This window comes from Bradyrhizobium zhengyangense (assembly GCF_022012435.1).
Lineage (GTDB): Bacteria > Pseudomonadota > Alphaproteobacteria > Rhizobiales > Xanthobacteraceae > Bradyrhizobium > Bradyrhizobium zhengyangense.
Genome location: NZ_JAKLUA010000001.1, coordinates 577,923 through 596,033 on the forward strand (window position 1 = coordinate 577,923; position 18,111 = coordinate 596,033).

Annotated in this window: 13 protein-coding genes; 4 read left to right on the forward strand and 9 right to left on the reverse strand. The window is 63.7% G+C overall.

Features of this window, described 5'->3' with window-relative positions; genetic code table 11:
- Positions 1 to 3: 3 nt before the first annotated feature.
- Positions 4 to 1,428 (reverse strand): efflux RND transporter periplasmic adaptor subunit, encoded by a 1,425-nt coding sequence (locus tag L6637_RS02730; protein WP_237862481.1) that lies wholly within the window; start codon positions 1,426 to 1,428, stop codon positions 4 to 6.
- Positions 1,418 to 2,899: an efflux transporter outer membrane subunit gene (locus L6637_RS02735; protein WP_377802647.1), complete on the reverse strand. Its 1,482-nt coding sequence runs from the start codon at positions 2,897 to 2,899 to the stop codon at positions 1,418 to 1,420. Before L6637_RS02735 ends, L6637_RS02730 begins: the two co-directional genes overlap by 11 nt.
- A 402-nt stretch (positions 2,900 to 3,301) precedes the next feature.
- Between L6637_RS02735 and L6637_RS02740 the strand changes: the two genes are divergently transcribed.
- From L6637_RS02740 to L6637_RS02755, 4 genes are all read left to right on the forward strand, one after another.
- Positions 3,302 to 4,615: an NAD(P)/FAD-dependent oxidoreductase gene (locus tag L6637_RS02740; protein ID WP_237869058.1), complete on the forward strand. Its 1,314-nt coding sequence runs from the start codon at positions 3,302 to 3,304 to the stop codon at positions 4,613 to 4,615.
- A gap of 4 nt (positions 4,616 to 4,619) precedes the next feature.
- The gene (locus L6637_RS02745) at positions 4,620 to 5,456 is read left to right on the forward strand and encodes a DUF1365 domain-containing protein (RefSeq protein ID WP_237862483.1); all 837 of its coding nucleotides are present in this window, start codon (positions 4,620 to 4,622) and stop codon (positions 5,454 to 5,456) included.
- A 94-nt stretch (positions 5,457 to 5,550) separates the two neighbouring features.
- A complete protein-coding gene (locus tag L6637_RS02750; protein WP_237862484.1) occupies positions 5,551 to 6,780 on the forward strand; it encodes an SAM-dependent methyltransferase in 1,230 nt (409 codons plus the stop codon).
- A gap of 83 nt (positions 6,781 to 6,863) precedes the next feature.
- The gene (locus L6637_RS02755) at positions 6,864 to 7,898 is read left to right on the forward strand and encodes a cysteine synthase A (RefSeq protein ID WP_237862485.1); all 1,035 of its coding nucleotides are present in this window, start codon (positions 6,864 to 6,866) and stop codon (positions 7,896 to 7,898) included.
- Between the two features lie 28 nt (positions 7,899 to 7,926).
- On the opposite strand, the gene L6637_RS02760 is transcribed toward L6637_RS02755, so the two are convergent.
- The 7 genes from L6637_RS02760 to L6637_RS02790 form a co-directional block, all read right to left on the reverse strand.
- Positions 7,927 to 8,463, reverse strand: coding sequence for a DUF805 domain-containing protein (locus L6637_RS02760; protein ID WP_237869059.1), 537 nt, complete (start codon positions 8,461 to 8,463; stop codon positions 7,927 to 7,929).
- A gap of 110 nt (positions 8,464 to 8,573) precedes the next feature.
- Positions 8,574 to 10,820 (reverse strand): O-linked N-acetylglucosamine transferase, SPINDLY family protein, encoded by a 2,247-nt coding sequence (locus L6637_RS02765; protein WP_237869060.1) that lies wholly within the window; start codon positions 10,818 to 10,820, stop codon positions 8,574 to 8,576.
- 141 nt (positions 10,821 to 10,961) lie between these two features.
- On the reverse strand, positions 10,962 to 13,199 hold the full coding sequence (locus L6637_RS02770) for an O-linked N-acetylglucosamine transferase family protein (RefSeq protein ID WP_237869061.1): 2,238 nt from the start codon (positions 13,197 to 13,199) through the stop codon (positions 10,962 to 10,964).
- 90 nt (positions 13,200 to 13,289) lie between these two features.
- A complete protein-coding gene (locus tag L6637_RS02775; protein ID WP_237862489.1) occupies positions 13,290 to 14,027 on the reverse strand; it encodes an amino acid ABC transporter ATP-binding protein in 738 nt (245 codons plus the stop codon).
- Positions 14,028 to 14,038: 11 nt separating this feature from the next.
- On the reverse strand, positions 14,039 to 15,559 hold the full coding sequence (locus L6637_RS02780) for an amino acid ABC transporter permease (RefSeq protein WP_237869062.1): 1,521 nt from the start codon (positions 15,557 to 15,559) through the stop codon (positions 14,039 to 14,041).
- Positions 15,556 to 16,761 (reverse strand): amino acid ABC transporter permease, encoded by a 1,206-nt coding sequence (locus L6637_RS02785; RefSeq protein WP_237862491.1) that lies wholly within the window; start codon positions 16,759 to 16,761, stop codon positions 15,556 to 15,558. Before L6637_RS02785 ends, L6637_RS02780 begins: the two co-directional genes overlap by 4 nt.
- 24 nt (positions 16,762 to 16,785) lie before the next feature.
- Complete coding sequence (locus L6637_RS02790) at positions 16,786 to 17,802, reverse strand: amino acid ABC transporter substrate-binding protein (RefSeq protein WP_237862492.1); 1,017 nt, start codon at positions 17,800 to 17,802, stop codon at positions 16,786 to 16,788.
- Positions 17,803 to 18,111 lie beyond the last annotated feature (309 nt).

Consider the following 18,111-nt stretch of genomic DNA (forward strand, 5'->3'; position numbering starts at 1 on the left):
GGATCATGGCTGCTTGGCTCCAGGTCCCGATGGTTGAGCCCCCGGCCCCGGCGCAGGCCCAGTCTGGCCCTTCTGGTCGCCCTCGCTGCTCTTCCGCTTGGCGCGGAACTCGCCGTCCTTGCCTTGTCCGTCCTTCTGGCCATCCTTTTGGCCATCCTTGGCCTGGCCGCCCTTCCCGTCGGCTTGCGGCGCGCGCGTGCGCTTGCGCGGAGCGAGGTCGGCCGACGGCGTCTGCTCGTCGCGGCCGATGACGACCTTGGAGCCGTCGGACAGATTGGCGAAGCCCGTGGTGACGACCTTGTCGTTTGCCGTCAGGCCGCTCGCAATGACCGCATCATGCTCGTTCTGCTGCGTCACTGTCACGGGCTTGGCCGTAACGACGTTGTCCGCGCCGATGACATAGCTGAACGTGCCGATCGGTCCGCGCTGCACCGCCGAGGTCGGCACCACCAGCGCCTGGTTCAGCGTTTCGACCTTGAGGCGGACATTGACGAACTGGCCGGGCCAGAGCTGGTAATTGGCGTTGGGGAATTCCGCCTTGAGCCTCAGCGTACCCGTGGTCTGATCGACCTGGTTGTCGATCCCGGTGAGCTTGCCGGTGTCGATCACGGTGACGCCGTCATTGCCGAACACGTCGACCGACAGCGCGCCCTTTGCGGCCGCCGCGTTGACGCGCATGATCTGCTGCTGCGGCAGGCTGAACCACACCGCGATAGGCTGCAATTGCGTGATGACGACGAGGCCGATGGTGTCGGAGGCGTGGATAATGTTGCCCTGGTCGACCTGGCGCAGGCCAGCGCGGCCCGACAGTGGCGCCACGATCTTGGTGTAGCTCAGCGTTGCCGCCGCATTGTCGATTGCAGCCTGATCGGCCTTGACCAGCGCCTCGGTCTGCGCGACCGCCGCGCGCTGGGTGTCGGCCTGTTGCTTGGAGCCGGCATTGGAGGCCGCGAGCTGTTCGTAGCGCGTCAGGTCAATGCGCTGGTTGGCGAGCTGGGCCTCGTCCTGGGCCTTCTTGGCCACTGCCTGGTCATAGGTCGCCTGGTAGAGCGCCGGATCGATCTCGCCGAGCACGTCGCCCTTCTTGACGTCCTGGCCTTCGGTGAACTTCACCGCGATCAGCTTGCCGTCGACCTGCGAGCGCACCGTCACCGTGTTCAGCGCGCGGATTGAGCCGACGCCGTCGAGATAGACTGGCACGTCCTGAACCCTGGGCGTTGCCGCCAGCACCGGCACCGGCAGATCGGGCCGCTGCTGGCCGCGACCGCCAGCTGCCTGCTGCGGTTGCTGATGCCACACGGTCCAGCCGAGATAGCCGAGCCCGCCGAGGATCGCGAGCGTGATCAGGATCATGACGAAGCCGCGGCCGCGCGACTTTTTCGCCGTCCCCGCTTTCGCGCCGTCCTTCGTGTCCGGCTTAAAGAGCATTGACCGGTTTCTCCATTCGCGGCTCCCAGCCGCCGCCGAGCGCCTGGCACAGGCTGACGATGGCAAGAAGGCGCGCGAGCTGTGCCTGTGACAGCGTGTCTTCGGCCTGGAACAGCGTCAGCTGGGTGTTGAGCACGGTCACGATATCGGCCGTGCCGGCGCGCAGTTGCTGCTCGGCGAGATCGAAGGCGCGCCGCGAGGCGTTGACCACGTCGCGCTGCAATTGCAGCTTGATCGTGGTCTGCTTGATTGAAAATAGTGCGTTGTCGACGTCGGTGAAGGCCTGAACGATGGTTTTGCGGTAGGTCTGCAGCAGTTCGTCCTGGCGGGCCTTGGCAAATTCGAAATTGCCGAGGATCTTGCCGCCGTCGAAGATCGGCTGCGTCGCGCTGCCGACCAGCTGGAAGAACGCCGCGTGCGGCTGGAACAGCGAGAAGAGTGCCGAGCTCTGATAACCGCCATTGCCGGTGAGCTGGATGCTCGGGAAGAACTGCGCGCGGGCATTGCCGATATTCGCAGTGGCGGAGGCAAGCTGCGCCTCCTGCCGGCGGATATCAGGCCGCTGCGTCAGCAGCTCCGACGGCAGCCCGGGCGTGACACGCGGAATGGCGATCCGGTCCAGCGAACCGCCGGCAAGGCGCACGCTCTCCGGCGGCCGCGACACCAGTACCGCAAGCGCGTTGGCGTTCTGGTCGAGGGTCTGGCGCAATGGCGGCACCAGCGCCTTCTGGTTGGCGAGCACGCTCTCTTGCTGGGCGACGTCGAGATCGGTCCCCGTCCCGGCCTTGCGGCGCTCGCGGATGGCATCGAGGATACGCTGGGCGCTGGCGATATTGCGCTGAGCGGTGCGCAGGCGGTCTTGCGAGGCCAGCACCTGGAAATAGGCATTGGCGACGGCTGCGAGCGTCGTCAGCGCGACCGTATCGCGGTCGAAACGATTGGCCTTGGCGGTCTCCTCGGCCGTTTGCAGCGCATCGCGGTTCTGGCCCCAGAAATCGAGCTGATAGCTGGCGCTCAGCGACGCCTGGTAGTTGACAACCTCGCGGCCGCCATTGGTGAGCCCCGAAGAAGACGAGCCGGAGGTGCGCGAATAAGTCTCTTGTCCCGTTCCCGACAGGCTCGGCAACAGCGCCGCGCCCGCCTGCCGCGCCTGGGCGTCCGCCTCGACGATGCGCGCGACCGCGGCAGCGATGTCGAGATTGACGGTCTGCGCCTCTTCCATCAGCTGCGTCAGCTCCGCCGAACGGAAGCCGCGCCACCAATCCAGCGTCGGCGGCGCGTCCGCCTTCCTGGCGTATTTGTACTGCGTGGGAACATCGAGCGCGGGATCGGGAAGATCCTGGGTCAGCACGCAGGCGCCCGAGCTCGCGGCCAGGCACACCACCGCGACGGCTCGCAGCGTCCCGGACGCAGACCCAAGGACTTGGCCAAGGAAATTCGGCCCGACGAGGGTCGGAACCCGCTGTGTCACATCCGCCCCCTGACGGGCAGATCATGCCGCCACCGCGCGGCCGGATGAGCCGATTCGCGGATGGGCGGCCGGAGGCCATTCTGTAACTCGTTCACAGCGTGATGCTTTCTGCGGAACCTAAAATCCATTCTAGCCGGGCGCGGAACTGCGGGACAGTCCCGCACCTGCGAAACTCACCGCGGGCCCGCGTCCGCTACCGGACCATTGGAATGAAGGATATGCCTGTGTTGCAGTCGCTTCTTCGATCCGGAAAGGTTTGGAAACACAATCAAGCTTACAAAGATTTCATGTGATATTGCAGCCACAGTTGCCTCGAAGACGCAACGCCAAGATCCGCTCTCCCCTGAAACCCGCGCCGCAACGCACCGTAGCTTGTGCAGCACAAGGCAGGGGCATTGACGCATGCGCATCGCGGTCATCGGAACGGGCATTGCCGGCAACACGGCGGCCTGGACGCTTTCCCAGCGCTACCCTGTGACTGTCTACGACAGGGAGCTGCGACCGGGCGGCCACAGCCACACCGTCACCATCGACTATCTGGGCACGCCTGTCACCGTCGATATCGGCTTCATCGTCTACAACGAGCTCAACTATCCCGATCTGACCGCGATGTTCGCCCATCTCGGCGTCGAGACGGTCGCAAGCTGCATGAGCTTTGCAGTGTCCGCCGATGGCGGTCGTTTTGAATGGCGCGGCGGTGGCAATGACTGGTGGGCGACGGTGGCCGGCCTGTTTGCTCAGCCTGCCAATCTTCTCTCCCCATCCTACCTGCGGATGCTGACGGAGATCCCGACATTCGGCCGTCAAAGCGTCGACGACCTTCGCAACGGCAGCCTGAGCGGACTGACGCTCGGCGCCTATTTTCGCCAACGGCAGTTCTCCAAGCGTTTGCTGACCGACTATATCGCCCCGATGGGGGCAGCCATCTGGTCCGCTCCCGCCAGCGAAATGCTCGACTTCCCGGCCAAGAACTTCGTCGCCTTCTTCGACAATCATCGCCTGCTGCACTACGACCGGCCAGTCTGGCGCACTGTCAGGGGCGGCAGCCAGACCTATGTCGGGCGGCTCCAGGCCGCCTTCAGGGACCGCGTCCGGCTCGGCTGCGCCGTGACGTCGATCGCGCGCACGGCGCATGGCGTCGTGGTCGGTGACAGCCATGGCCGGCACGAGAGCTTCGACCATGTAGTGATTGCGGCGCACAGCGACCAGGCACTTGCCATGCTGTCGGATGCAGACCCGCGCGAGCGCGACATCCTCGGAGCCATCAACTATTCTCCGAACAAGGTCTATCTGCATCGTGACACCAGGCTGATGCCAAAGCGGCGCCGCGCCTGGGCGTCATGGAATTTCCTGCGCTGGCAGCGCGAGGGAGCGGCGATGAACGATGTCGCGGTGACCTACTGGATGAACCGGCTCCAGGGCATCGACGCCGACAAGCCGCTGTTCGTAAGCCTCAACCCGCCGTTCGAACCCGCGCCCGAACTCACGTTTGGCCAATATCTCTGCGAGCATCCGCAGTACAATGCAGCTGCCTTTGCCGCACAGAAGCGGCTGGCCGAGATCCAGGGCCCGCGGCACACCTGGTTCTGTGGCGCGTGGACCGGCTACGGCTTTCACGAGGACGGCCTGCGCTCCGGCCTTAGCGTGGCCGAGGCACTCGGGGCGACCGCGCCCTGGCGCACGGCTCCAGTCGAGCTGGCGGAGGCTGCAGAGTAGCGCAATGACGAGTACAGCCCGTCCAGCATCGGATGCCGCCTCGCTCTATTTCGGTGACGTCATGCATGCGCGGCTCAAGCCCATGGGCCATCGCTTCAGCTACCGCGTCATGAGCCTCTTGATCGATCTCGACCGGCTGGATGAGACTGACAGGCAGTCGGCGCTGTTCGGCGTCAACCGCGCCGCGCTCTACAGCTTCCACGAGAAGGACCACGGCCCGCGCGATGGCTCCTCGCTGCGCGCCTATGTGGAGCGCTGCGCCGCCGCTGAAGGCATCAATCTCCGCGGAGGCCGGGTCGAGCTGCTCTGCTATCCTCGCCTGCTCGGCTACGGCTTCAATCCGCTCTCGGTCTATTTTTGCCGTGACGCCAATGGCGAACTCGCGTTGGTGATCTACGAGGTGCGCAACACCTTTGGCGAGCTTCATCCGTACATCCTCCCTGTCAGGGCCGACGAGCTGAATGCCGCCGGTCTGCGACAGCAACAGGACAAGCTGTTCTACGTCTCGCCCTTTGTGCCTATGGCGATGCGCTACCATTTCCGAGTGCTGCCGCCGTCCGACACGGTCAAGCTGCGCATTCTGGAGACCGACAATGATGGCCCACTGCTCGCAGCGACTTTCAGCGGCCGTCGCTGCGCGCTGACCTCCTCTGCCCTGCTGCGATCCTTCTTCAGCCTGCCGCTCGTCAGCCTCAAGGTGATGGCCGCGATCCACTGGGAAGCGCTGCGGCTCTGGCTGAAGGGAGCGCGGCTGGTGCCACGATCCGATGCCGCAGGGCAGCGCAGCGACGAAACCATCTTGGCGCGCGGCAAATCGCGTCCCTATATTATAGGTCGCTGACCGTTTGAGGGGCGCGCTCGGGTCAAGCAACAAAGCGGGATCGGCGCGCTCGGCTCGCGGTTGGACAGTATCCGTTGAAGTCATGGATCTGCCGATGTCGAATGCCATTTCGGTGACACCTGATGACGTCGAGACAGTGCTGGCCGACCTGCCGCGCATCGTTCGCCTTGCGCTGACCTTCGGGTCGCGGCTGCGGCGCGGCACGCTCGACGTCACGCTGCCGGACGGCCGCGTGATCAGACTCGGAGGACACGAGCCGGGTCCGAATGCTGCGATGCGCCTGCACAATTACGGCTTCGCATCGCGCCTGATCAATGGCGGCGACATCGGCGTCGCCGAAGCCTACCTTGCCGGCGATTGGGACACGCCCGATCTCACGCAGTTTCTCTACCTGTTCTGCGTCAACCACGATTTGATCCAGGCGATGCTGCGCGACAAGCCGCTGATGCGGCTCGTGCAGATGCTTCAGCACTGGTTCAACCGCAACACTCGCCGCCAGGCGCGGCGCAACATCCACGCCCATTACGACATCGGCAATGCGTTCTACTCAGCCTGGCTGGATCCGAGCATGACCTATTCGTCGGCGCTGTTCGAGGGCTCGACCACCGACCTCACGGCAGCCCAAACCAACAAATATCGCCGCCTCGCCGAGGCGCTCGACCTGAAGCCTGGCCAGAAGCTGCTCGAGATCGGCTGCGGCTGGGGTGGCTTCGCCGAGTTTGCCGCAAAGACGTTTGGCGCGCGCGTCGTCGGCCTGACTATCTCGACCGAGCAGCGCGATTTTGCGCAGAAGCGGATCCACGAAGCAGGCCTCGCCGAACAGGTCGAGATCCGGTTGCAGGACTATCGCGACGAGCGTGATCGCTACGACCGGATCGCCTCGATCGAGATGATCGAGGCGGTCGGCGAGGAATTCTGGCCGCGCTATTTCGCTCAGCTGCGCGACCGGCTGCTGCCGGGCGGATTGGCAGGCATCCAGGCCATCACGATCCAGGACCGGCTTTTCCAGGGCTACCGACGCGAGGTCGACTTCATCCAGCGCTATGTTTTTCCGGGCGGCATGCTGCCCTCGCCCGCAGTGCTGAAATCGCTCGGAGACCGGTTCAGCATCCCCGTCATCCGCGAGCGCATCTTCGGGCAAGATTATGCCAAGACGCTTGCCACCTGGCGAAATAACTTTCGCGCGGCTTGGCCGGGTCTCGTTCCGCTCGGCTTCGACGATCGGTTCCGGCGGCTGTGGGAGTACTATCTCGCCTATTGCGAGGCCGGATTCCTGTCCGGCAATATCGACGTCCGGCAGGTCATCTTCGCAAAGCAGCAATAAGAGTTCGCGCCCTCGCCTTGTGCGGCTGGCGACCCTACTTTAGGGTCGGACCCTCATCCTGAACCAGCCGGTAATTGCCTGACATGACCATCAAAAACGACGTTGTCGAAGCCATCGGCAACACCCCGCTCATCAAGCTCAAGCGCGCCTCCGAACTGACCGGCTGCACCATTCTCGGCAAGGCCGAGTTCATGAATCCCGGCCAGTCGGTGAAGGATCGCGCCGGCAAATGGATGATCCAGGAAGCCGAGAAGCGCGGCGAGCTGAAGCCGGGTGGCCTCGTCGTGGAAGCAACGGCCGGCAACACCGGCATTGGGCTGGCGGTGGTCGCGAGCGCGCGCGGCTATCGCACGTTGATCGTGATTCCGGAGACGCAGAGCCAGGAGAAGAAGGATTTCCTGAAGCTGTGCGGCGCCCAGCTGCTGGAGTCTCCGGCCCTGCCTTACTCCAATCCGAACAATTACCAGCATGTCGGCCGCCGTCTTGCCGACGAGCTGCGCAAGACCGAGCCGAACGGCGTGCTATTCGCCGACCAATGGAACAACCTCGACAACGCCAAGGCGCATTACGACTCCACCGGCCCCGAGATCTGGGCACAGACCGGCGGCAAGATCGACGGCTTTGTCTGCTCGGTCGGCAGCGGCGGCACCCTGGCCGGCACCAGCCGTTTTCTGAAAGAGAAGAACAAGGACATCCGGATCGCCTGCGCCGATCCGCACGGCGCCGGCATGTTCGAATACTTCCGGACCGGCACCGCCAAGGCGAGCCCGGGCGACTCCATCACGGAAGGCATCGGCCTCGGCCGGAAAACCGCGATCGTCGAGAGCGCGAAGGTCGACGATGCCTATCTCGTTCCTGACGCCGAAGCCGTGACTGTCATCTACGAGCTGCTCCAGCACGAAGGCCTGTGTCTCGGTGGCTCGACCGGTATCAACATTGTCGGCGCGATGCGGCTCGCCAAGCAGCTCGGACCCGGCAAGACCATCGTCACCATCCTCTGCGATTCCGGCAGCCGCTATCAGTCAAAACTGTTCAACGCCGATTTCATGCGCGCCAAGAATCTGCCCGTGCCGGAATGGCTGGAGAGGCGCAGCAACATCAAGCTGCCGTTCGTCTAGTCCAGCGCGAGCAGTCGGCTCCAGACGCTTAACTCCAGCTCGCACGCGCCGAGCCTTGCGACACGCGCGCAAGGCGCCGCTCAGACGTCGATGATTTGCTGGCCGCACGCGCCGGCGGCTCGAACGGGTTGGTGTAAGCGCCCCCGATCTCGGCGCTCGGCCAGAAGGTGAGCGCCAGCAGCAGGCCGAGATTGACCAGCCCGCCGACCATCGTGCCCTGATGCTCCCCGCCAATGGCCGAGGCCGGAAGCCGGCCCGCCACCACATGATCGACGATCATGAGCGCGATCCAGGCCGGGATGACGCAGACCGGGTCCCAGCCGATGTCTCGGATGCGCATGGATTGCAGCGTGAAGGTCGCAAGACCAAAGAAGATCATCGCGACAATGATCGCCCTGTTATGGGTGAGATCCTCGGGGCGGACCATGCTCGGCGACGTCGTGCGCAGCATGGCCATCACGATGGCAAAGCAGATCGCGGTCATCGCGATCGCCAGCGCAACCGTGGCCAGGAAGAAATGCAATCGCCCGAGGCGGGCGTTGAGGCCGAATACGAAACCGAGCATTTGACGCTCCCCTTTTGCGCCACATACTCAAAGGGTGCTTTCGGACGCGTGAAGCGGCGGGGCGTCATTATCGGTATGATTGTTGGCCGGCGACGGAATTGCGTAAAACTCTAGGTTTCGGCGTCCTCGCCGGACTTCAAAGCCGCGGCACAATAGTCCCGCCAGAACTGGCGATAGCCCGCCTCCACCCTGCCCGCATAGATTTCGACATTGCCGGCAGCCGAGGCTGCGATCTGCGCCGGCAAGTCCGCGCGCAATTTCGCCAGATAATCCGGCTGCGCCGCGAACTTGCACGCAATCTCGACATAGCCGTCATCATCGTCGGCGACCCAGTCGCCAAGGCCAGCGGAAGCCACGATGGAGCCACCTGCTCGCGAGGAAGCTCCGTTGCCGAGCTTGGCGACGACAGGAACGCCCTTGTAGAGAGATTCCCAGGTGCTGATGCCGCCGTTTTGCGGAAACGTATCCAGGGAAATGTCGATCTGGGCAAAAGCCTGCAAGTGCTCGGCGCGCGGCGTGGAGCCGAGGCAAGTGATGTTCTCCTCGGCAATGCCCTGCGCGACGAAGCGCGCGATCAGACTGTCGCGCAGCAAGGGATCGTCGAGCAGCCCATGCTTGAGGATGATCTTCGATCCCGGCACCTTGCTCATGATGCGCGACCACACCCGGATCGCATCATCCGAGATCTTGTAGATGCGGTTGAACACGCCGAAGGTGACGTAGCCGTTGCGGAGCATCGGAAGTTCGGAAGGAGTCAGATCCGAGACCGGCTCCATCGTGATCAGGCACGGCAGATCATGGACCTTTTCGGCGAGCAGATGGCGCGCCGATTCCGGGATGAAGATCGGATCGGCAAGCACGTAGTCCATGGTCTGAAGGCCCGTGCCGGTCGCGTGTCCGAAGCCCGAAACCTGGATGGGGGCCGGCTTCCGCGCGAACACATGGAGCCGGTGACCGGTCGTATGCCCGGATACGTCGATCAGGATATCGACCTTGTCGGTCTGAATGCGATCGGCCAGCTCGTTGTCCGACATCTGCCCGGCATCGACCCAGACGTCCGCCAACGCCTTGAAACTCTCGGTGATCTCGTCCTGCAACGGCCAGCAGGAATAGCAGATGACCTCGAATTTGGCGTGGTCGTGATGGCGCAACACCGGCAACAGGGTGAGCGCCGCCGAGTGGTTTCTGAATTCGGACGAGACATATCCGATCACGATCCGCCTGTCCGGATCGAGCTCCCGCGGCGGCAGCTCGATTCGTGACAATTGGGAGCCGACCGCGTCCCACCAATATTTTCGTGCCGCCTGCTGGACCGCGAAATCGGCCTCGGCGAGATAATCCAGCAGGAAGATCTTGCGCGCGATCGCGTCGGCATAGTCCGGCATGATCTCGAGCGCCGCGTCGAGATGCTCGAGCGCCGTCTTGATGTCGCCCTGGCTCGCGTAACACGACGCCAGCAGCGCCATGCCGAGCGCGGACCGCGGATTTTGCTCGAGCAGCGTCTTGACGGCTGCAAACGCCTTTGCCGTGTTTCCGAGGAGAATGTTGACTTGCGTCGTCCCGCGCAACGCCAGCTCGAGCGCGGGCGAAATCGACAACGCCGCATCGAAATCCGCTGCCGCCTGCTCCAGCCGCGACAGATCGAAATGGAGCCGTCCGCGCTGTGCCAGCATCTTGGCCGAACCGGGCTTGATCGCGAGCCCCGCGGCAAGAGCAGCTGCGGCTTCCCTGAAGTGCCGGAGCTCGACGCTCACCATGCCTTTGCCGGCGTGGGCCTCCGCGTGACGCGGCTGAAACAACAAGGCGCGATCGAAACTCTGGTCGGCACGCTCGAACTGGCCCATCGCCAGCTCCGCCATGCCACGGTTGCAAAAGGCGTCGGCATAGTCCGGCTTCAGCTTGATGGCGCGCTCGTGAAGTTCGATCGCCTGCTCGGGATGTCCCATGTGCAGCAGCGTGTTGCCGAGATTGGTCAGCGCGGTCAGAAAATTCGGCTTCAGCGCGATGGCCTTCTCCTGGCAGCGACGCGCCTCCTCGTAATTCTTGAGGTCGAAAAACACGGTCGCGAGGTTATTGTGAGCGTCGGGAGAGCGCGGATCGAGTGCGATCGCGCGCTCGATCAATTGCTGCGCCTCTTCAAGGCGCCCGCCATCATGCGCACACATGCCGAGCAGATGCGTGGCGTCGACGTGATCCGGAAGCACCTCCAGGATCTGACGGCAGAGCGCCTCAGTCTCTGCGTAGCGACCCTGGCCGTAAGCAGAAGCTGCCGCAGAAAGGATAGCGTCCGCCTGCTTCTTGAATTTCTTCTGCAATCGCGCGTTCTGGAACGCGCGCGCGCCGGCGCTGCTCTGCAAGATTGCTCTCCGAAGGATACCCGCCGAAGAGTCTAGCTGATTCGCGAGGCCAGCCGGCCGGTCCGCCGGACCGGAGAGGCCCCGGATTTTCCCGGGATGTCAGGCGTTACGCGCGTTCCTGGCCCGGTGCGCCCAACCTGCCTACCCGACGTCACCGCCAGCCGCGGTCACGGCACAATGGTCGCGCCAGAACTGGCGATAAGCAGCCTCGACCTCGCGCGCATAGTGTTCGACATTGCCGGCCGCGGAGGCTGCAATCTGCGCCGGCAAACCCGCGCGCAGCTTCGCCAGATACTCTGGCTGCGCCGCGAACTTGCACGCGATCTCGGCATAACCGTCATCATCGTTGGCGACCCATTCGCCAAGGCCGGCTGCAGCCACGATCGAGCCGCCGGCGCGCGACGAGGCGCCGTTGCCGAGCTTGGCGACAACAGGGACGCCCGCATAGAGCGATTCCCAGGTACTGATGCCGCCGTTCTGCGGGAACGTGTCGAGCGAAATGTCGATCTGGGCAAAGGCGCGCAGATGCTCGTGGCGCGGGCTCGAACCCAGGCACGTGACATTGGCTTCGGCGATGCCCTGCGCCGCAAACCTCGCTACCAGGCCGTCGCGCACCAGGGGATCGTCGAGCAGGGTATGCTTGACGATGATCCGCGATCCCGGCACCTCGCGCATGATGTGCGACCACACCCGGATCGCCTCGTCCGAGATCTTGTAGATGCGGTTGAACACGCCGAAAGTCACGTAGCCGTTGCGGAGCATGGGCAGCTCCGACGGCGGCACATCCAGGATGGGATCGATCGTGATCAGGCACGGCAGGTCATGGACCTTCTCGGCCAACAGATGGCGCGCCGATTGCGGAATGAAGACCGGATCCGCGAGCACGTAGTCCATGGTCTGAAGGCCAGTCCCGGTCGCATGCCCGAATCCCGACACCTGGATCGGCGCCGGCTTGCGGGCGAAAACATGAAGCCTGTTGCCGGTCGTATGCCCGGATACGTCGACCAGAATATCGACCTTGTCGGCCTGAATGCGATCGGCCAATTGGTCGTCGGAAAGCTGCCCAGCCTCGACCCAGACATCCGCCAGGGAGTGGAATTTGGCGGTCATCTCGTCGCGCACCTGCGCACACGAGTAGCAGATGATTTCGAACTTGGCGTGATCGTGATGACGGAGCACCGGCAGCAGGGTAAACGCCGCCGAGTGGTACCAGAACTCGGCCGCGACATAACCGATCACGATCCGCCTGTCGGGATCGAGCTGTTGGGGCGCAAGCTGCCTTTGCGGCACTCTGACGCCGATCACGTCCCACCACTGCTTTCGCGCGGCCTGCTGAACCGCGAAATCGGCCTCGCCGAGATAATCCAGAAAGAAGATCTTTCGCCCGATCAAGCTCGCATCCGGCGCGATTGCGATCGCGGCGTCGAGAAGCTCGACCGCCGATGCGATCTCTCCCTGGTTTGCAAGACAGGCGCTCAGCAGCGCCATCGCCACCGCGGAGCCCGGATTTTCCTCGAGAAGCGTGGTGCAGGCCAGCATCGCCTGCGCCGTATTGCCCATGCTGAGCGCGACCTGGGCCTTCCCCTCCAAGGCCACCTCGAGCCTGGGAGACAGCGCGAGCGCAGCGTCAAAATCCGCCGCCGCCTGCTCCGGTCTCGACAGCTCGAGATTGACCCGTCCGCGGTTCGCCAGGATCTTCGCCGAGCCCGGCCTGAGCGCGAGCGCCGCCTCAAGGGCGCTCTTGGCCTCGTCGTAGTTCTTGAGCTGAATATTGACCAACCCCTTGCCGACGAGCGCCTCCACGTGTCGCGGCTGAAACAGCAAGGTACGATCAAAACTTTCCTTGGCGCGGTCGAACTGTTGCAGGGCCAGTTCCGCCAAACCACGATTGCACAGCGCATCGACATAGTCGGGCTTGAGCTTGATCGCGCGATCGTACATTTCGATCGCCTGCGCGACCCGGTTCAGGTGCAGCAAGGCATTGCCGAGATTGGCCAAGGCCATCGGGAAATTCGGCTTCAGCGCGATGGCCTTCTCCAGGGACGCGCGCGCATCCTCGTATTGCCCGAGTGCGAAATGCGTGGCTCCCAGATCTGAAAGGGCCTGTGTTGAGCGCGGATCGACGACCACGGCTTGCGTGAATGCCTGTTTCGCGGCCTCGAAGCGCTGACCCGAGAACGCGCACAAGCCCAGCAGGTGCAAGGCTGCAAAATGCTCCGGGAGCTCATTCAGTATCTGTCGGCAGAGCGCCTCGGCCTCGGCATGCGGGCCCTGGCCGTAGGCCGCGTTCGCGGCGGAGATGATGGCCTCCGCCTGCTTCTTGAATTTCTTCTGCAATCGCGCGTTCTGGAACGCGCGTGCGCCGGCGCTGCTCTGCAAGGTCACTCTCCAAGGGATGGCCGACGGAGAGTCTAGCTGATTCGCATGGCCGGCCGGCCGATTGGCGGCGCCCCCGAGATGCCCCCGGTATCAGCGCAGGATTTGGCTCAGGAACAGCTTGGTGCGGGCGTGCTGGGGCGCGGCGAAGAATTCCTTCGGCGTGTTGGCCTCGATGATCTGGCCGGCGTCCATGAACACCACACGGTTGGCGACTTCCTTGGCAAAGCCCATCTCGTGAGTGACGACCAGCATGGTCATGCCCTCCTCGGCGAGGTCGACCATGGTGTCGAGCACCTCCTTGACCATTTCGGGGTCGAGCGCCGAGGTCGGCTCGTCGAACAGCATCACCTTCGGGTTCATGGTCAGAGCGCGCGCGATGGCGACGCGCTGCTGCTGGCCGCCGGACATCTGGCCCGGGAATTTGTTGGCCTGGTGCGGGATCTTGACCCGCTCCAGGAATTTCATCGCGGTGGCTTCGGCGTCCTTCTTGGGAATGTTGCGGACCCAGATCGGCGCCAGCGTGCAATTGTCGAGCACGGTGAGATGCGGGAACAGATTAAAGCTCTGGAACACCATGCCGACCTCGCGGCGCACCGCGTCGACATGCTTGAGGTTCGGCCCGAGCTCGATGCCGTCGACGACGATCTCGCCCTCCTGGAATTCCTCGAGCGCGTTGATGCAGCGGATCAAGGTCGATTTGCCCGAGCCCGAGGGGCCGCAGATCACGATGCGCTCGCCCTTGTTGACCGCGAGGTCGATGTCGCGAAGCACGTGAAACTCGCCGTACCATTTGTTGAGGCCGGAAATCTTGACGATGGGGTCGGTCATGGTGGCCTCGATCAGTTGCGACGGTGAGCGTTGAGGCGGTGCTCGACGAAGAGCGAGTAGCGCGACATTCCGAAGCAGAAGATGAAGTAGATGATGCCGGTGAACGCGAAGCCGGTGAAGGCGGTCGACGGCGTGGTCCAGACCGGATCGGCGAATGAAGCCCGCAGCGAGCCGAGAAGATCGAACAGTGCAACGATCGAGACCAGCGACGTGTCCTTGAACAGCGAAATGAAGCTGTTGACGATGGCGGGAATGACGTGGCGCAGCGCCTGCGGCAGCACGATCAGCGAGGTCGTCTTCCACCAGGACAGGCCGAGCGCGGAGGCCGCCTCTCCCTGCCCGCGTGGCACCGCCGCCAGACCGCCACGCAAATTCTCGGCCTGATAGGCGCCGGTGAACAGCGAAACGCCGATCAGCGCGCGCACCAGGCCGTCGACGGTGAAGTTTCCCGGCAGGAACAGCGGTAGCATGTAGGTCGCGAAAAACAGCACCGTGATCAGCGGCACCCCGCGCCAGAACTCGATATAGGTGATCGAGAATATCCGGATCAGGGGAATGGTCGAGCGCCGGCCGAGCGCGAGCGCGACGCCGATCGGCAGTGACGCCACGATGCCGGTAATCGCGATCACCAGGGTCACCAGCAGCCCGCCCCACAGCCGCGTATCGACGATCGGCAAGCCGCCGCGATCGAGCCCCATCAGCTTGATCACCGCCGCAATTCCGGCGAACGTGGCGAGGCATGTGATCAGCGGCCGTGATCCGACACGCGCTCCGCCACCGAGCACGAACAGGATCACCGACACAATCACGGCTGTGATCAGGAAGTCGGGCCAGGGCCCCTGCCCGGACGCCAGCATCTGGTCGCGCAGCCAGGTCAATGGAAAGATCACCCAGTGCAGCAACGTGCCGACCAGCACGATGGCGCTGCCGATCGCCCAGAGCGCCGGGCCGGCGGCCGAGGTCTTGCTCAGTCCGACCACAGCCTCACCGGCCCCGCTGATGCTGTCGGCGAACAATTGCAGCAGGCCCGCAACCCAGCTCACGCCGAAGCCGGCGATGCCGCCGCCATGCAGCAGGAAGAATGCGACCGCAGGAAAGGCTAGGAAGAACAGCCCGGCATTCACGCTCTTGGCCGGCAGACGTGGGATTAGCAGCGGCAGAAGCAGCACAGCGCCCAGCGCGAAGGTCAGGTTGACCCGCCAGCGTTCGGCCTCGGGATAGAAGCCGTAGAAAAGCTGCGTGGACTTAGCCTGGATAAAGGGCCAGCAGGCGCCGACCGGACGACCTGCATTCTCCGCGAGGCAGGCCGTGCGGTCGTTGCCACTCCAGACCGCATCGACCAGGAGAAACTTGATGCTTGGAACAACGATGTACCAGACCAGCAACAGGCCGAGAATCGTCAGCAGGATATTGGTCGGCGAGTTCAGCAGGCGCGTGCGCACGAAGCCGACAAAGCCGGTGGTCTTCACGGGCGCCGCGCGCTCGGACACCAGGTCCTGCCGGACAAAGGAAGACGCGGCAATATCGGTCATGCACCCAGGCTCCGGCTGATGCGCCAGCCATAGACGCTCATGACAGCGCTGGTGACGAGCGAGGTCAGGAGATAGACGCCCATTGTCATGGCGATGATCTCGATTGCCTGTCCGGTCTGGCTCAGGGCCGTGCCGGCGAACACCGAGACGAGATCTGGATAACCGATCGCGACCGCCAGCGACGAGTTCTTGGTCAGGTTGAGGTACTGGTTGGTGAGCGGCGGCACGATCACGCGCATGGCCTGCGGCACCACGATCAGCCGCAACGTCGCGCCTCGGCTGAGACCCAGCGAGGAGCCCGCCTCCATCTGCCCTTTATGAACCGAGAGAATGCCTGCACGCACGATCTCGGCGATGAAGGCCGCGGTATAGGTCGAGAGCCCAACTGTCAGTGCGACGAATTCCGGAATGATCCGCGCCCCGCCAGCAAAGTTGAATCCCTTCAACTGCGGAAATTCGAATGTGACGGGCAGACCGAACACAAGCGTCGTGACGAGCGGTAATCCGACGAGCAATGCCAGAACGTACGGCCAGATCTGGATCGCGCGGCCCTGATCAAACAGCGCCCTCCGCGCGTAGCTGCGCAACGCCAGCGACGCGACGACGCCGAGCGCGAGCATGGCAAGGAATGGAACGAGGCCGGGCTGAGCCAGCGGCGATGGCACGATCACGCCGCGATTGTTGAGGAAGAAGGCGCCGAGGACCGACACACTTTGCCGCGGCGCCGGCAGTGCCGCGAGCACCGCAAGATACCAGAACAGGATCTGGAACAGCAGCGGCAGGTTGCGGATCGCCTCGACATAGAGACCGCCGACACGCGACACCAGCCAGTTGGGCGACAAACGGCAGAGTGCGACGATGAAACCGATCACGGTGGCAAAGAAGATGCCCACCACCGAAACGAGCAGCGTGTTCAAGACACCGACGATGAAGACGCGGAAATAGGTATCGGACCCCGAATAGGGGATCAGGGTCTGATTGACGTCGAAGCTGGCGCTGTTCCGCAGGAACCCGAAGCCCGCTGCAATGTGCTGGGACTCGAGGTTGGTACGGGCATTCGAGATGATCTCGTAGGCAATCCAGGCCAGGACCGCGCCAAAGACAAGCTGGACGGCGACGCCGTTCCAGCCTGCCTTGCCACCGAGCGCGCGCCGGAGCTTCAGCGCGAGCTGTGGTGGCGGTTTCCGGGCCTCGACGCCCATCGGCGCAGCCTGCGGCTTTGCCGATCAGCGGATCGGCGGCGAGTATTGCAGGCCGCCCTTGGTCCAGAGACTGTTGATGCCACGGCTGATCTTGAGCGGCGAACCGGCGCCAACGTTGCGATCGAACGACTCTCCGTAATTGCCGACCGCCTTCACGATCCGGATCACCCAGTCCTTGGTGAGGCCAAGCTGTTCGCCGAGATTGCCGTCGGTGCCGAGCACCCGCTTCAGCTCCGGCTTGTCGGATTTCGCCATCTCGTCGACGTTCTTCTGGGTGATGCCGAGCTCCTCGGCCGTGACCATCGCAAACAGCGTCCATTTCACGATGTCGAACCACTGATCGTCGCCGTGACGCACCATGGGACCCAGCGGCTCCTTCGAAATGATCTCGGGCAGCACAACGTGATCGGCGGGATTCGTCAGCTTCAGGCGGCTGGCATAGAGGCCGGACGAGTCGTCGGTGAAGACGTCGCAGCGTCCCGACTCGTAGGCCTTGACCGCCTCGTCGATCGTGCCGAACGCGATGACCTCGTACTTCATGTTGTTGGCCTTGAAGTAATCGGCGAGGTTCAGCTCGGTGGTGGTGCCGGTCTGGACGCAGACGGAGGCGCTGTTGAGCTCAAGTGCGGAATTGACCTTGAGCGACTTCTTCACCATGAAGCCCTGCCCGTCATAATAGGTGACGCCGGTGAAATTGGCGCCGAGCGAGGTGTCGCGCGAAACCGTCCATGTGGTGTTGCGCGACAGCACGTCGATCTCGCCGGATTGGAGCGCCGTGAAGCGGTCCTTGGCAGACAACGGCACGAACTTGATCTTGGTCGGGTCGTTCAAGACCACCGCCGCGATCGCGCGGCAGACGTCGACGTCGATGCCGGTCCAATTGCCCTTGTCGTCGGGCGAGGAGAAGCCGGGCAGGCCCTGGCTGACGCCGCAGGACAGCATGCCCCGGTCCTTGATGGTCTTGAGCGTTTGCGCGTCGGCGGCTTGGGCGGAGAGGCCGGCGGCGAGAGCAAGAGTGAGAGCCAGGGTTACGCGTTTCATGGGCTTCAAGCCTTTCAAAGTCATCTCAAGGTCGGGTACGGAATCCCTGCAAGGCTGCGCCTTGCAAGAGTCATGCTGGAAAACCTTGCCGAACACTCGCCCATCCCAAGGAGGCCATACCTTAATCCTCGCCGTAGGCGCCCGCCGTTGTGGCTGTGGCGCAAGGTCCGGTCAGACGATGGATCGAAGGTCGCGGCAGGCCCCTCAACATGCGGCGACTGAATAGCACCTGCGCATCACAGAACGACTGGCGAGCCGGGTCAAGGGGTTGACGGGACTCTTCTGTGTTCTGTTATTAACGATCGCGGC

Excerpts from the sequence above, each read along its gene's own strand:
- L6637_RS02750 (WP_237862484.1), top strand. The coding sequence starts at position 5,551 with ATGTCGAATGCCATTTCGGTGACACCTGATGACGTCGAGACAGTGCTG.
- L6637_RS02775 (WP_237862489.1), bottom strand. The coding sequence starts at position 14,027 with ATGACCGACCCCATCGTCAAGATTTCCGGCCTCAACAAATGGTACGGC.
- L6637_RS02785 (WP_237862491.1), bottom strand. The coding sequence starts at position 16,761 with ATGGGCGTCGAGGCCCGGAAACCGCCACCACAGCTCGCGCTGAAGCTC.
- L6637_RS02745 (WP_237862483.1), top strand. The coding sequence starts at position 4,620 with ATGACGAGTACAGCCCGTCCAGCATCGGATGCCGCCTCGCTCTATTTC.
- L6637_RS02755 (WP_237862485.1), top strand. The coding sequence starts at position 6,864 with ATGACCATCAAAAACGACGTTGTCGAAGCCATCGGCAACACCCCGCTC.
- L6637_RS02780 (WP_237869062.1), bottom strand. The coding sequence starts at position 15,559 with ATGACCGATATTGCCGCGTCTTCCTTTGTCCGGCAGGACCTGGTGTCC.
- L6637_RS02730 (WP_237862481.1), bottom strand. The coding sequence starts at position 1,428 with ATGCTCTTTAAGCCGGACACGAAGGACGGCGCGAAAGCGGGGACGGCG.
- L6637_RS02760 (WP_237869059.1), bottom strand. The coding sequence starts at position 8,463 with ATGCTCGGTTTCGTATTCGGCCTCAACGCCCGCCTCGGGCGATTGCAT.
- L6637_RS02740 (WP_237869058.1), top strand. The coding sequence starts at position 3,302 with ATGCGCATCGCGGTCATCGGAACGGGCATTGCCGGCAACACGGCGGCC.
- L6637_RS02790 (WP_237862492.1), bottom strand. The coding sequence starts at position 17,802 with ATGAAACGCGTAACCCTGGCTCTCACTCTTGCTCTCGCCGCCGGCCTC.